The following is a 14,366-nucleotide window of genomic DNA, read 5'->3' as shown; positions in this document are numbered from 1 at the left end:
CGTCATGATACCGCCTTGCCGCCTCCGGCACCGCGCGCCAGCCGTGCTTCAGGCGGCGACGGCCCTGAGCTGGCCGTCTTCGGCGTCAGGCCGCAGGATCTGCCGGGAGAAGGATTCGATGCGTCCGCTGCGCTCGTCCAGCCCGTTCAGCACTTCCTCCAGCTGCGCGATGCGGCTTTCCAGCGTGTCGGTCGCCTCGTGGATGCGCTCGATCGAGTCGACCCGGCGACGCAGTTGCTTCTGATGCTCGCGTACCTGCGCCTCCAGCGGCGTCATCACTGACTTGAGCCAGATCTCGATATCGCGGTTGAGATCGCGGAAGGTTTCCAGCACGCGGCTTGCAACAGTGGAGAACGCGCTTTGCACCAGTTGCGGACGCGAGCGGGTCAGCATGCTCATGGCGCCGAAGTGCGTCTGGGCCAGTGCCAGCGTCTGCTGCAGTTCGCTCACGTAGCGCGCGGTGACAAACTGGATCGGCGCCGGCAACGTGAAGCCGTGCTCGGCATTGAAGCGGCGGTACATGCTGTCGGTGAGCTGGTGTAGCTGGACGATCTTCTGGTCAGCCTCGCTGACCAGTTCGCCTAGCCGGGCGAACAGCCCGTCCATGTCCTCGCGCATGCCGCGCGAGAAGAAGCGCTCCTTCATCTGCTCGCGGCGCTCGCGCATGGTGCGGCGCACGTCGCGCAGTTGCAGGCTCTTGATGATATCGGCGCTGTGACGTCCGAACACAAGACGCAGCGCCTGGAACTTGGCGATGCTCTGCTCGAACTCTTCCTTTTCGGACTGCACACGCATCAGCATGTGCTTGACCATCGCGTGGTTCTTGCCGCGCAGGCCGCGCAACTCGAACAACTGCTCGACGATGCTGCGGCGGCGGCTCTGCAGCAGTTGCTGCGCGCCACGCGTCATTTCCTCCACCGAGCGCTGTACCTGGTCGGCGACGATCTCACGCCGCTGTGGAATCAGTTGATCCGACAGAACATGTTCGAATTGCGGCAGGCCGCTGCGCGCCAGCAAGTCGTCATCGTGCGTGACCTTGGCCACCAGGCCCTTCTGCGCCGACACCGGATAGACGCGCGACTCGTCGATCCCCAGCACCTGGGCGCTGTTGGTGACCTGGCGCGTAATCTCGGCCGCGGTCTCGGCCGGCGACTTGAGCGGGTCCCACAGACCGTCGATCTTGTTCAGCACCGCCAGGCAGCCCTTGCGGTGGCCCGCGCTAACATGGCTGCGCCAGAGATCCAGGTCGCTCTTGGTCACGCCGGCATCGGCGGCGAGCATAAACACCACGACATGCGCCTCCGGAATCAGGCGCAATGTCAGTTCCGGCTCGGTGCCGATCGCGTTGAGACCCGGTGTGTCAAGGATTACCAGACCCTGGCGCAGCAGCGGATGCGGGAAATTGATAACTGCATGGCGCCAGCGGGAAATCTCCACCATGCCGTCGGCATCGAGCGCGTAGGCGGCGTCGGGATCGTTCTCGTTATACAAGCCGAGCGATTCCGCCATCTCCCGGGTGACGCGGTTGGTCTCGATCACGTGCCGGAACGCATCGAGCATCCCATCCGGCGACGAGGGATCGAGCGGCACGGTATGCCAGTGCGCGTCGACGTCGAGGAAATCAGCAGTGGAGGCTTCCTGCAGGCGCGTCTCGATCGGCAGCAGGCGGATGCACGGCGCCTCGGCCTCGTCGTAGCGCAGCTCGGTCGGGCACATCGTGGTGCGCCCGGCGGATGACGGCAGGATGCGCCGGCCATAGTCTGCAAAGAAAATGGCGTTGATCAGTTCGCTCTTGCCCCGCGAGAACTCCGCGATGAAGGCTACCTTGAGCCGGTCGCTCTTGAGCACGCCCTGGATGCGCTGGACGCGTTCGTCGGCCTGGGCGTCGTAGAGATCGTGCTGCTGCAGCCAGGAGCGGAATTCGGCCAGGGAATTGAGCACCCCGGTTCTCCAGGCGCCGTATTGTTCGAATTGAAGGGCGAGGGTTGTCATTGGCACTGGGATCGGCTTGGCGAAAAGCCCCCGCGACGGCGCTGCAGGCCTGGCGTCTTGATGTCCGATAGCCTGCACCCGGGCGGTGWCATGGTGTCTTTGTAACACTTTTTTACTTTGTTGAAGATACAGGTTTCCGGGGGATTTTTGTGAAATTCGAGTCGCCTGCGGGCCTCGCTGTTGCGCCGGCCCATCGGCCCGGTGCAACAGCATCGGGAAGTTACTCAATAAACACTTCGGTGCGGCGTCGGCCTTGAGGAGGGCGGCGCGGTTTCAGCGCTGGCAGGTAGGGCAATAGAAAGTCGAGCGCTGTCCCTGGACGATCTGCCGGATAGTGGTGCCGCAGACCCGGCAGGGATGCCCGGCACGGTCATACACGGCGCAATCCAGCTGGAAGTAGCCGCTGCTGCCATCGCTGCCGACGAAGTCGCGCAGCGTGCTGCCGCCGCGCTCGATGGCACGGGCCAGCGTGTCCCGCACCGCGACGGCAAGGCGTTCACAGCGCGCCAGGGAGAGCCGGCCAGCCGGCGTGGTGGGACGGATGCCGGCGGCAAACAGGCTCTCCGACGCATAGATATTGCCTACGCCCACCACGATGTCTCCCGCCAGGAGCACCGTCTTGATGGCTGCGCTGCGCCCGCGCCCGAGGCGGTACAGCCAGGCTCCGTCGAAGCGCGGATCGAAAGGCTCGACGCCAAGGTTGCGCAGCAGCGGATGTGTTGGCAACTGCGACTCTTCGAGCGGGCTCCAGAGCACAGCGCCAAAGCGGCGCGGGTCGCGAAAACGAAGCACCAGGCTGGTGCCGGTATCGGCGTGCGTGTCGGCGGGGTCCGCGAGGATCAGGTCGAGGTGATCGTGACTGCCCGCCGGCGGCGCTTGCGGCAGCACCCGCAAGGTACCCGTCATGCCGAGGTGGATCAGCAGCCAGCCCCGGTCATCTACTGGCGGCAGGCAAGGAGAGCCATCCGGAAAAAGGCTGGCCGCAGCCTGGCGCACACACTCCAGCAGCAGGTATTTGCCGCGCCGTTCGATGCGAGCGATCACCCGGCCGGTCAGTTGTGACTCGATATCCGGTTCAACCGGCCAGCGCAGGCCGCGATGGCGCACCACCACGTCGGCTATGCGCCGCCCCACCACGTGCGGCAGCAAGCCGCGGCGGGTCACTTCGACCTCCGGCAACTCTGGCATCGAACCTCTCCCTTTTGTGCCACTCCAACCGCCAGAGACCCAGTCATACTGGTGCCATGCGGATCAGCAAGGCATTGTAGCGGCAGGCTACAATGCCTTTAACATTCCCATCGCATTGAGTGCTGGAGCACCCACCCACATGTCGGACCGCCTGGACCGTACCCCGATGACCATCGCTCAAATTCTTCCTACCCGGCGCTCTACCCGGCGGCCGCTGCGTCACAGGCTCGCAGCCACGGCTGCGGCCGCGCTTGCGGTCTGCGCCATGGCGCCGCTTGCCAGCCATGCCGCGCCCCCGGAGGGCAGGCCCGCGATGAAGGTGGCGGCGGAAGCCATCACGCCAGTCCGCTCGAACCCGTTGCCGCCGAAGATGCCGCTGCCGGCGGTGCCGCTGAGCGCCGACATCCTGTACCGGGTCCTGGCGGCGGAAATCTCGGCCCAGCGCGGCGTGGTCGGTCCGGCTTACCAGACTTACCTGGAACTGGCCCGCAATACGCGCGACCCGCGCTTTGCCCAGCGCGCCACCGAGATCGCCTTCAATGCACGTAGCGCGCAGCAAGCGCTCGACGCTGCGCGCCTGTGGACCGAACTCGCGCCCACATCGGCTGGTGCGCGGCAAGTCCTTTCCACCCTGCTGGTCCTGAGCGGCCGCTGGGACGAAGCCGAACCCTTGCTGGCCCTGCAGCTCAATGGCGTGCCGCCAAGCCACCGGCCGGAGGCGATCCTGCAGATGCAGCAGCAGCTTTCGCGAACCAGCGATCCCGCCGGTGCCGCCGCCCTGCTGCAGCGCCTGACAGCGAGCGACGCCCGCTCTGCCGAAACCCACCTTGCCCTGGCCCGCGCCAAGGAAGCCGCCAACGACATTCCCGGCGCCCTGGCCGAACTCGACGAAGCCCAGCGCATCCGCCCCGACTATGAAGCCGCCGCGCTGATGGCGGCCGAATTGCGCGCCGACAGCGCACCGGACGAGGCCATCGCCGGCCTGAAGTCGTTCGTCGGCAAGGCCCCTGCTTCGGTCAACGGCCATATCACGCTGGCGCGCCTGTACTTGCAGCAGAACGACCTGCAAGCCGCCCGCGCCGAGTTCGAGACCCTGCGCAAGATAGCGCCCAAGGACCCGCGCGTGCCGCTCGCCCTTGGCCTGACCAGCCTGCAGTCCAAACGCTATGACGAAGCTGAGCAGTACCTGAAAGAGTATCTGCAACTGGCCGAGCAGGTGCCGGCCGCCAGCCCCGATATCGCCTACCAGTACCTGGCGCAGATCGCCGAGGAAAAGAAGGACTACCCCGCCGCCGTTGCGTGGCTCGACCGCATCGACGACAGCCGCCTGGCGCCCGCGGCCGCCGTCAAGCGCGCCCAGCTGCTTGGGCGCATGGGCAAGCTCGACGACGCACAGGCCGTGTTCAACGATATGCTGGCCGATGCCGAGGATATCGCCGAGCCCGACCAGCGCGCGCAGCGCATGACCGCGATCCGGCAGGCCGAGGTTGGCATGCTGATCGATGCCAAAGCCTACGACCGCGCCCGCAAGGTGCTGGAGGAGCGCGTCGCTGCCGAGCCCGACAATTCGGACTGGGTCTACGAGCTGGCCATGCTCGACGAGCGCGAGAAGCGCTACGACAGCATGGAAAAGCGGCTGCGCCGGGTGATCGCGATGCAGCCCGACGCAAAGCAGGGCTACAACGCGCTCGGCTACTCCCTTGCGGACCGTAACGTGCGCCTGCCGGAAGCCCTCCAGTTGCTGGAGAAGGCCTCCGCGCTGGGACCGGACGATCCTTACATCATGGATAGCCTGGCCTGGGTCAAATTCCGCCTGGGCCAGTTGCAGCCAGCTGCCGAACTGCTCCGGAACGCCTACGCCAAGGCGCCCGAAGCGGAAATCGGTGCCCACCTGGGCGAGGTGCTGTGGCAACTCGGCCAGCAGGATGAAGCACGCAAGACCTGGAACGAAGCCGCCAAGATCGAGCCGGACAACGTCATCCTGATCGACACGCTGCGGCGCTATAACGTGCCGCTCTCCGCGCTCAAGTAATCTCCCGATTCATCCGACAGCCCGCAAACCTCCGCCGGGCCGGACGCCCGGCGCCCGGCTGCGCCGGTGCGGGCGCAAGACTACATGCATAAATCCCGACGCCTAGCCCTGCTCTGCCTGAGCGCCCCCGTCTGGCTTGCCGCCTGCGCCAGCATCACGCCAACGCGGCAGTTCGACGCCGGCGAGACCGCCAGGGCGCGCGACCTCAGCGGACGCTTCGCCGCCAACTACGTGCGCTACGGCCGCGAGGAAGGCGTACAGGGCAGCTTTCAATGGCACGAGCAAGGCCGCAACGTGCGGCTGGACCTGATCTCGCCGCTGGGGCAGACCCTTGCCGTGGTCACGTCCACCCCTTCCGGCGCGACGCTCGACCTCCCCAACCAGCCCCCGCGCAATGCGCCTGAGGTGGATACCCTGCTGGAAGAGGCGCTTGGCTTCTCGCTGCCGGTGGCCGGCATGCGCGACTGGCTGCACGCGCGCCCCGCGCCGGGCAGCCCGGCGCGCACCACCCGCGACGATAGCGGGCGGCTGGCCACCCTGGCGCAGAACGGCTGGACAGTACGCTATGTGGCGTGGCAGGAAACCCCTGCCGCGGCAACCGCAGCCACGGCGCTGCCGCGCCGTATCGACCTGGCACGCGATGGCGACGGCAGCCCGCTCTCCGTGCGCCTTGTGATCGATCCGGAGCAAGCGCAATGAATACTGCCCGTACCCTGCCCCCCGCTGAACTGCGCGGCTGCCCCGCTCCCGCCAAGCTGAATCTCTTCCTGCACGTGACCGGGCGTCGTGACGATGGCTATCACATGTTGCAGACGGTGTTCCAACTGGTGGACTGGAGCGATACGCTGGACTTCCACCGCCGCGAAGATGGCCGCATCGAGCGCACCACCGAGGTAGCCGGCGTCCCGGCCGAGACCGACCTGATCGTGCGCGCCGCACGGGCGCTGCAGCAGGCCAGCGGAACCCGCTTTGGCGCCGACATCGCCATCGCCAAGCGGCTGCCGATGGGTGGCGGCATTGGCGGCGGCTCTTCGGATGCGGCCACCACGCTGCTGGCCCTGAACCACCTGTGGGGGCTGCACCTGGACCGCGATGAACTCAAGCGCATCGGCCTCGCGCTGGGCGCGGACGTGCCGTTCTTCCTGCATGGGGAAAACGCCTTCGCCGAGGGTGTTGGCGAGGAACTGACGACGGTCGCGTTGCCCGAAAGCTGGTTCGTGATCATCCACCCGCGCCAGCATGTTCCTACCGTTGCAATTTTTTCGGACGAGCGCTTGACAAGGGATACGCCCATCAGCATAATAGCGGACTTCACTGGATGCACAAACAAGTTCGGTTTCGGTCGCAACGACCTGGAAGCGATAGCAACAGTGAAGTTCGGCGAAGTTGCCCGAGCCCTTGAATGGCTGAGACAATACAGTCCCCATGCAAGGATGACCGGTTCCGGAGCCTGCGTGTTTGCGCGATTCAACGATTCGCAAACGGCGCAGCAGGTACTAGACCGGTTGCCTCCCGAATGGGATGGCAGGTGTGCGAAGAGTTTATCGCACCACCCGCTCGCAACGCTCGCATAAATAGTTTTTCGTTCGGCGTCGCAGGCAGTTGAATGTGACGATGGACGTGCCCGGTTGTGTAGGGGAGTCGCCAAGTTGGTCAAGGCACCGGATTTTGATTCCGGCATTCGAAGGTTCGAATCCTTCTTCCCCTGCCATTACATTCCTATAGTGTCCTTATGGACCCGCACGACAAAGCTGCCGGCACTAGCCGGCAGCAATCTTTCCCCCCTCCAGCAGCAAGACAGGTGCACCGAATGAGCAGCGAAGGCTTGATGGTTTTTACCGGCAACGCCAACCCCAAACTCGCGGAGGCTGTCGTGCAGCACCTCGGCATCCCGCTCGGGAAAGCCCAGGTCGGCCGGTTCTCCGACGGCGAAGTCCAAGTTGAAATCCAGGAAAATGTTCGCGGCAAGCACGTTATCGTGCTGCAGTCCACCTGCGCGCCGACCAACGACAACCTGATGGAACTGATGGTGATGGTCGATGCGCTCAAGCGCGCCTCGGCACGCAGCATCACTGCCGCCATGCCCTATTTCGGCTATGCCCGCCAGGACCGCCGCCCGCGTTCGGCGCGCGTCGCGATCTCGGCCAAGGTGGTAGCCAATATGCTGGAAGTCGCCGGCGTCGAGCGCGTCCTGACCATGGACCTGCACGCCGACCAGATCCAGGGCTTCTTCGATATCCCGGTTGATAACATCTACGCCTCCCCGGTTCTGCTGGGCGACCTGCGCGAGAAAAACTACGGCAATCTGCTGGTGGTCTCGCCCGACGTCGGCGGCGTGGTGCGCGCCCGTGCGCTGGCCAAGCAGCTGAACTGCGACCTGGCCATCATCGACAAGCGYCGTCCSMRSGCCAAAGTGGCTGAAGTGATGAACATCATCGGTGAAGTCGACGGCCGCAACTGCGTGATCATGGATGACATGATCGACACCGGCGGCACGCTGTGCAAGGCCGCCCAGGTACTGAAGGAGCGCGGCGCGCTGAAGGTATTCGCTTACTGTACCCATCCGGTGCTGTCCGGCGGCGCGGCTGCCCGTATCGCCGACTCCGAACTGGATGAAGTGGTGGTGTGCGACACCATTCCGCTGCGCGACGATGCGATCCAGTCCGGCAAGATTCGCCAACTGTCGACCGCATCGCTGCTGGCGGAGACTTTCACCCGGATCGTCAAGGGCGACTCGATCATGTCGCTGTTTGCCGATTCCTGATAGAATTCAAGGCTTTACCGCGTTTGCGGCCGTTTTTCGGGGACACCCCGGTTACGGTGCAGGCGCGATTCATCGGGCTGTCTGGTCGCGGACAGCCCTCTTACATTTGGAGTCATCATGAAAGTAGTAGCCTTCGAGCGTAGCGTACAGGGAACGGGTGCGAGCCGCCGCCTGCGCAACGCCGGCAAGACCCCCGGCATCATCTATGGCGGCGCAGCCGAGCCCAAGATGATCGAACTGGATCACAACGCGCTGTTCCATGCGCTGAAGAAAGAAGCATTCCACTCGTCGATTCTCGACCTCGAAGTGGAAGGCAAGGCTGAAAAGGCCCTGCTGCGCGCTTTCCAGATGCACCCGTTCAAGCCGCTGGTCCTGCACGTCGACTTCCAGCGCGTGTCGGCCACCGACAAGATCCACGTCAAGGTGCCGCTGCACTTCATGAACCAGGAAAACGCCCCGGGCGTGAAGCTGGGCCATGGCATCGTCAACCACATCCTGAACGAACTGGAAGTGTCGTGCCTGCCGGCCGACCTGCCTGAGTTCATCGAAGTGGACCTGGGTAACGCGGAACTGGGCCAGACCCTGCACCTGTCCGACGTGAAGCTGCCGAAGGGCGTGAGCGCCATCACCCACGGCGACGAAAACCCTGCTATCGCCAGCATCTCGCTGCCGGCCGGCGGCGTTGCTGCAGCCGAAGAAACGCCTGCTGCCTGAGTACCCTGAACGCGGCCTTCGGGACGTGCAACAGGACGGCTCTCGCAGCCGCAAGAAAAAACCGCCGGCGCGTCCGGCGGTTTTTTTTCGTGCGCCCAATCGAGTATCCTTGGCCCCTGGCAGCCCCTGCGCGATGCGAAGCGAGCCGTGAATGTTTGCCCATCCCGTATGGGGCGCCTTCTTTGCCTACGTTCTTGGCGTGACAAGAAAGTAGGTCGCCGCCCCGCAGGGGTGGTGAAACTGCCTTTGATTTTAGGCTTTTAGGCCTATGACACTGCAGTTAAGCAGTCGCAGTCAGATCCGCCTGAGTCCTCCCAACCAAGCAGTCCAACCCATGATCAAACTCATCGTCGGTCTCGGCAACCCCGGGGCGGAATACGAAGCCACCCGCCACAACGCCGGCTTCTGGCTGGTCGACCAACTGGCCCGCATGGGCGGCGCCACCCTGCGCGTTGAAGGCCGCTTCCACGGCCTGGCCGCGCGCGCGCGGCTATGGGACCAGGACATCTGGCTACTCAAGCCGTCCACGTTCATGAACCGCTCCGGCCAGTCAGTGGTATCGCTGGCGCGTTTCTACAAGATCCTGCCTGACGAAATCCTGGTAGCCCACGACGAAATGGACATGCCGCCCGGTACCGTCAAGCTCAAGCGCGGCGGCGGCGCCGGCGGCCACAACGGACTCAAGGACATTGCCGCGCACCTGACAACGCAGGACTACTGGCGCCTGCGCATCGGCGTGGGCCATCCGCGCAACTCGGCAAGCGGTGGCGGCGAGCGGGAGGATGTGATCAATTATGTATTGAAGCCGCCGCGCCGCGAGGAGCAGCAGGCCATCGACGAAGCCATCGACCGTAGCCTGGCGCCGCTGGCGCTGCTGGCCAGGGGCGAAAACGAACGCGCCATGCTGGAGTTGCACACCACCCGCTGAAGGCGCTTCGCAAGCAGCAAACCGCAGGCGGACCAATAAAAAAGCCCCGTCACCTCTCGGTGACGGGGCTTTTTTGTGCCGCAGGGCGCAATGCCCGCGTCAAGCCACCCGCTTGGCCGCCGTCAGCAGACGATAGCGCTGCATCAAGGTATCGCGCGTCTCGACCCGGTTGGGGTCGTTCGGGATGCAAGCCACCGGGCAAACCTGCTGGCATTGCGGCTCATCGAAGTGTCCGACGCATTCCGTGCATTTGTTGGGGTCGATCTCATAGATCTCGGGCCCCATCGAAATAGCTTCGTTTGGGCACTCGGGCTCACAAACGTCGCAGTTGATGCAGTCGTCGGTGATCATCAGTGCCATGGTGTTTCCTTTAAGCCAGACATGCCCGCGCCCGACTGGCCGCGGCCGACATGTCCCGAAGCTCTATTTTATTCCGGTTTGGCAATCTTCTCCTGAAGCCAGCGCTCGACCGACGGGAATACGAACTTGCTGACATCGCCGCCCAGCACCGCGATCTCGCGCACGAACGTGCCCGAGATGAACTGGTATTGGTCCGAGGGCGTCAGGAACATGGTTTCCACGTCCGGCAGCAGGTAGCGGTTCATGCCCGCCATCTGGAACTCATACTCGAAATCGGAGACGGCACGCAAACCCCGCACGATCACCCGCGCATTGTTCTTGCGCACGAAATCCTTGAGCAGGCCGGAGAAACCTTCGACTCGCACATTGGGATAGTGTCCCAGGACTTCGCGAGCGATGCCTATGCGCTCTTCCAGCGAAAAGAATGGGCGCTTGTTGGGGCTATACGCCACGCCGACCACGAGTTCATCGAAGATATTGGACGCTCTGCGCACCAGATCCTCGTGGCCCCGGGTCATTGGGTCGAAAGTGCCGGGATAGACCGCGACGACCATGCTTCCTCCTTATTCTGCCCGCTGCCGGTCCTGGATGGACCGATCGACCCCGCCCGCTATGGTTGAGGGCTGGGGCCAAGGCTGCGTGACGAGCGTTGGCAACAGCGGCGTAGTGTAACTCTAAACGCGGTACTTGGAAGCCATTGCAACACGCTTTCGCGGCAGTGCCGCATCTAGCGTGCGATGGCCGGTCATGCCGCGTCCGCGCCCCCGAATCGATTATTCCTGTGCTGCAGCAAATGGAAATGCACCGCGCCCGCGCGGGCATGCCGCACGATCTCCAGCGCCGCCGGCACTGGGGCATCCGGGCCGGTCAACGCACGATCGGTTTCCACATAGACGGCACCGCCCGGCCGCGACAGCCGTGCCGCATGCTCCAGCGCAGGGCCCAGCCAATCCTCGGCAAACGGCGGATCGAGAAAAACCACGTCGAAGCTCGCTGACGGCATCTGCGCCGCCGTAGCAAATGCATCACCCTGCACAACCCGGATCTGCTGGGCGTCGAGGCGATACTGGTTGTCGCGCAATTGCTTGGCCACGCGCGGGTTGGCCTCCACCATTGTGACCTGCCGCGCACCGCGCGAAGCGGCTTCGAAGCCAAGTGCCCCAGAACCCGCAAACAGGTCGAGGCAGGCCAGCCCCGACATGTCCTGGCCGAGCCAGTTAAACAGAGTTTCACGCACGCGGTCGGGCGTGGGACGCAGCCCTTCGGCGTGGAGTACGGGCAGCGGCGTGCGCTTCCACTTGCCGCCGATGATGCGGACCTGCGCGGGTGCCTGCCGCGGCGAGGGGGAAGAGTTTCGCCCGCTGGCAGCGGGCGAGGGAGATCGGGTACGCGAATTCATGCCGTGATTGTAGAGCCTGCGGGTCAGATCGCGCGAGCGCCAGGGACCGAAGCGCCCGCACCACTCACGCCCTCATTCCGGCCCGCCCACGATCACAGTCGCCATGGCGTCGGGACGCACGTGACGCTGGAAGGCTTCCTTGACCTGGGCTCGCGTGATCTTGCCGATCTGCCTGGTCCAGGTATCGAGGTAGTCCAGCGGCAACCTGTACCAGCCGATATTGGCCACATTGGTCAGCAGCTTGCGGTTGCTGTCGATGCGCAGCGGGAAGCCATTGATGAGATTGTCCTTGGCGGCCTTCAGTTCGGCGTCGGTGGGGCCTTCCGCCACGTATTGCGCCAGCACCTTGCGCACCAGGGCCAATGCCTCGTTGGTCTGCGCCTTCTTGGTTTGCAGGCCGATGCCGAAGGGCCCTGCCTGCTTGGCCGGGGCGAAGTAGCTGTCGACACCATAGGTCAGGCCGCGCTTCTCCCGTACCTCATCGGTCAGGCGCGAGCTGAACCCACCGCCGCCGAGGACGTAGTTGCCTACCAGCAGGGCGAAGTAATCGGGATCGCCACGCGCGATGGCGGGCTGGCCAATCGTCACGGTGGCCTGTTGCGCCGGATGCGGCACTCGCTGCTCGCTAGCCGGGATCGTTGGCTGCACGGGCGGCATCGCAGGCGGCGTGGCTCCCGCGGGCAGGCCGCGGGTTAGCTGCTCGGCGATGGTCTCGGCCTGCTTGCGGTCGATGGCGCCGATCAGCGTCACGACAGCACGCGATGGCGCGTAATTGTCCCGCCAGAAACGCTCGATATCGGCCCGTGTGATCGATTCGACCGACGCCGCGGTCGGCGAAACGCCATACGGATGGGCGGGATAGATCGCCTTCGACACCATCTTGTCGGCAATCACCCCCGGCTTGGTGTCAGCCTCGCGGATCGCCGTGATCAGGCGTTGCTTCTCGCGCGCCACCACGGTGTCCGGGTAGGCCGGGGCCTTGATCAACTGACCAGCCAGCGCAAGCGACTGGCTGAGCTCCGGCTCGGAGGTCAGCGTGCGCAGGCCGATACCGCCCCGATCGCTGCTGGCGGCACCGCCGAAATCGGCGCCCGTGTCGGCGAAGGCGTCGGCAACCTGCGCTTCGTTGCGCGCTGGCTGGCCGTCCTGCGCGGCGGCGCCCTTGTCGAGCAGGGCTGACGCGAGCGTGGCAAGGCCGGCCTTGCCCGGCGGGTCATAGCGGCTGCCGGCGTCGAAATCGATATTGACGTCGAGCATGGGGATGGACGGGCTGCGCACGAAATACACGCGGGCGCCGGTAGAGGTGGTCCATTGTTCGATCGGGATGGCAGCCAGCGCGGCCTGCGAAGCGATCAGGGCAAGCGCGCCGAAGGCAGCGCCTGCGATACGGCGCAGCACGCGCGGCGACGGGATCGTCGGGGCAAAGAGAGACATCGTCGGTCCTCTGAAAGGCTTTAGCGGAGCGAGCCGGCGTCAACCGGTGCCTTTGGCTTGTTCGGGTCGATGGGTTGCGGCAGCAGGGTCGCCACGGTCAGGTTATCGTCGTTGAAGTACTTGCCGGCCACCGCTTGCACCTGCGCAGGCGTGACTTCCTTGACCTTCTCCAGCATGCGGTCGAGCTTGCGCCAGGAAATGCCTGAAATCTCGGCCACGCCGATTTCCATGCCCTGGCCGAACACCGAGTCGCGCTTGTAGATCTGCGCCGCCACGACCTGCGCCTTGACGCGCTTGAGTTCTTCAGGCGAAACCCCTTCGCGGGCGATGCGGGCGATCTCGTCGCGCAGCGCGCGCTCGATCTCCTCGGTGGTGTGGCCATTGGCCGGCGTGCCATCGAGCACCATGATGGACTCGCCGCGATTGATGCTGTCGTAGCCCACGTTGACGTCGTCGGCAATGCGGCGCTCGCGCACCAGGTCTCGCGTCAGGCGGGCATTGTCGTAGCCGTTCAGCACGGCCGACAGGACCTCCAGCGCGTAGGGATCGACGTCCTTCTCGACATCGTGCAGGCGCGGCACCTTGTACGCCATCACGATGTACGGGTTCTCCGCGGGAGCCTTGACCCAGATCCGCTTGATGCCCTTCTGCACCGGCTCCAGCTGGTCCTTGCGCAACGGCAGGGGACGCGCCTTGAGCTTGCCGTAGATGCGTTCAGCAAGCGTCCTGACCTCGGCCGCCGTGACGTCGCCGGTAACGACGAGCAGGGCGTTGTCGGGCACGTACCAGTTCTTGTACCAGGCCTGCACGTCCTCGACGCGCATGTTGACGAGGTCAGCCGGCCAGCCGATCACGGGATGGCGGTAGGGCGCCGCCGTGAACACGGTGGCCAGCAACTGCTCGTAGACGGTGCCGCGCGCGGAGTCGTCGGTGCGCAGGCGCCGCTCTTCCATCACGACCTTCATCTCCCGCTCGAACTCATCCTTCTTGATGATGAGATTGGCCATGCGGTCGGCCTCGAGCTCCATCATCCTGGGCAGATACTGTTTGCTGATCTGCTGGTAGTACAGGGTGAAGTCGCGGTTGGTCAGTGCGTTCTCGCGCCCACCCAACGCCGCTATCTGCTTGGAAAACTCCCCCGGCCCGACCTTTGGTGTACCCTTGAACATCATGTGTTCAAGCATGTGCGCCACGCCAGTGGTGCCGCTGACCTCGTCCATGCCGCCCGCGCGGTACCAGATCTGGTGTGCTACGGTGGGCGCGCGGTGATCTTCCTTGACGATGACCCGCATGCCGTTGGACAGCTTGAATTCGGTGGTATTGGCCTCCGCCGCGGCGTTTTGGGACGCGGCGGCCTGTCCGGTGGACAGCGGCGGCGCCACCACGCCGGTCTGCGCGTAAGCGGCGCCGAACCAGGGCATGGCGATCAACAGGAGGGTGGGAATAAGGCGCCGGGAGAAAGCGGCCGGGCGAATAGCGCCGGCGCCGGCAAGAGGCGATGCGGTACGGGCGGCGCCCGACCTGGACCTGACAGCACAATGGTTCATGCGACCCC

13 protein-coding genes and 1 tRNA gene are annotated in these 14,366 nt (G+C 64.8%); 7 read left to right on the top strand and 7 right to left on the bottom strand.

The genetic code is table 11. The features are described from left to right. Positions 1–48: 48 nt before the first annotated feature. Both AC1DT6_RS11185 and mutM read right to left on the bottom strand, forming a co-directional pair. Positions 49–1,992 carry a dynamin family protein gene (locus AC1DT6_RS11185; protein WP_441627018.1) on the bottom strand — a complete coding sequence of 648 codons (1,944 nt, stop codon included), beginning with the start codon at positions 1,990–1,992 and terminating at the stop codon, positions 49–51. 273 nt (positions 1,993–2,265) lie between these two features. Next, positions 2,266–3,180: a bifunctional DNA-formamidopyrimidine glycosylase/DNA-(apurinic or apyrimidinic site) lyase gene (gene mutM, locus AC1DT6_RS11180; RefSeq protein WP_441627016.1), complete on the bottom strand. Its 915-nt coding sequence runs from the start codon at positions 3,178–3,180 to the stop codon at positions 2,266–2,268. A 139-nt stretch (positions 3,181–3,319) separates the two neighbouring features. On the opposite strand from mutM, the gene AC1DT6_RS11175 reads away from it, so the two are divergent. The 7 genes from AC1DT6_RS11175 to pth all read left to right on the top strand — a co-directional run bounded on the left by AC1DT6_RS11175 (position 3,320) and on the right by pth (position 9,618). Further along, a complete protein-coding gene (locus AC1DT6_RS11175) occupies positions 3,320–5,212 on the top strand; it encodes a tetratricopeptide repeat protein (protein WP_441627014.1) in 1,893 nt (630 codons plus the stop codon). Positions 5,213–5,296: 84 nt separating this feature from the next. Then, positions 5,297–5,911 (top strand): lipoprotein insertase outer membrane protein LolB, encoded by a 615-nt coding sequence (lolB, locus tag AC1DT6_RS11170; RefSeq protein ID WP_045241344.1) that lies wholly within the window; start codon positions 5,297–5,299, stop codon positions 5,909–5,911. Next, positions 5,908–6,786, top strand: a complete 879-nt coding sequence (ispE, locus tag AC1DT6_RS11165) for a 4-(cytidine 5'-diphospho)-2-C-methyl-D-erythritol kinase (protein WP_477114678.1) — start codon at positions 5,908–5,910, stop codon at positions 6,784–6,786. The genes lolB and ispE overlap by 4 nt, the downstream gene beginning before the upstream one ends. 60 nt (positions 6,787–6,846) lie before the next feature. Further along, positions 6,847–6,923 (top strand) — tRNA-Gln (locus AC1DT6_RS11160). Positions 6,924–7,022: 99 nt separating this feature from the next. Continuing rightward, positions 7,023–7,976, top strand: a complete 954-nt coding sequence (locus AC1DT6_RS11155) for a ribose-phosphate pyrophosphokinase (RefSeq protein ID WP_477114677.1) — start codon at positions 7,023–7,025, stop codon at positions 7,974–7,976. 117 nt (positions 7,977–8,093) lie between these two features. Further along, positions 8,094–8,690: a 50S ribosomal protein L25/general stress protein Ctc gene (locus tag AC1DT6_RS11150; RefSeq protein ID WP_183032821.1), complete on the top strand. Its 597-nt coding sequence runs from the start codon at positions 8,094–8,096 to the stop codon at positions 8,688–8,690. A gap of 334 nt (positions 8,691–9,024) precedes the next feature. Further along, positions 9,025–9,618, top strand: a complete 594-nt coding sequence (gene pth / locus AC1DT6_RS11145; RefSeq protein WP_441627008.1) for an aminoacyl-tRNA hydrolase — start codon at positions 9,025–9,027, stop codon at positions 9,616–9,618. Between the two features lie 99 nt (positions 9,619–9,717). On the opposite strand, the gene AC1DT6_RS11140 is transcribed toward pth, so the two are convergent. From AC1DT6_RS11140 to AC1DT6_RS11120, 5 genes are all read right to left on the bottom strand, one after another. After that, positions 9,718–9,978 carry a YfhL family 4Fe-4S dicluster ferredoxin gene (locus tag AC1DT6_RS11140; protein WP_035861094.1) on the bottom strand — a complete coding sequence of 87 codons (261 nt, stop codon included), beginning with the start codon at positions 9,976–9,978 and terminating at the stop codon, positions 9,718–9,720. A gap of 68 nt (positions 9,979–10,046) precedes the next feature. Continuing rightward, positions 10,047–10,532 (bottom strand): pantetheine-phosphate adenylyltransferase, encoded by a 486-nt coding sequence (gene coaD, locus AC1DT6_RS11135; protein WP_035861092.1) that lies wholly within the window; start codon positions 10,530–10,532, stop codon positions 10,047–10,049. 191 nt (positions 10,533–10,723) lie between these two features. Continuing rightward, on the bottom strand, positions 10,724–11,377 hold the full coding sequence (rsmD, locus tag AC1DT6_RS11130) for a 16S rRNA (guanine(966)-N(2))-methyltransferase RsmD (RefSeq protein ID WP_441627005.1): 654 nt from the start codon (positions 11,375–11,377) through the stop codon (positions 10,724–10,726). Between the two features lie 72 nt (positions 11,378–11,449). Then, positions 11,450–12,811 (bottom strand): M16 family metallopeptidase, encoded by a 1,362-nt coding sequence (locus AC1DT6_RS11125; RefSeq protein ID WP_477114676.1) that lies wholly within the window; start codon positions 12,809–12,811, stop codon positions 11,450–11,452. A 20-nt stretch (positions 12,812–12,831) separates the two neighbouring features. Continuing rightward, positions 12,832–14,358 carry a M16 family metallopeptidase gene (locus AC1DT6_RS11120; protein WP_441627001.1) on the bottom strand — a complete coding sequence of 509 codons (1,527 nt, stop codon included), beginning with the start codon at positions 14,356–14,358 and terminating at the stop codon, positions 12,832–12,834. Positions 14,359–14,366 lie beyond the last annotated feature (8 nt).

The sequence above is a fragment of the Cupriavidus sp. 01L45 genome (assembly GCF_056399885.1).
The sequence above is the reverse complement of the archived record's forward strand: the minus strand, read 5'-3'. Positions and strand labels throughout refer to the sequence as shown.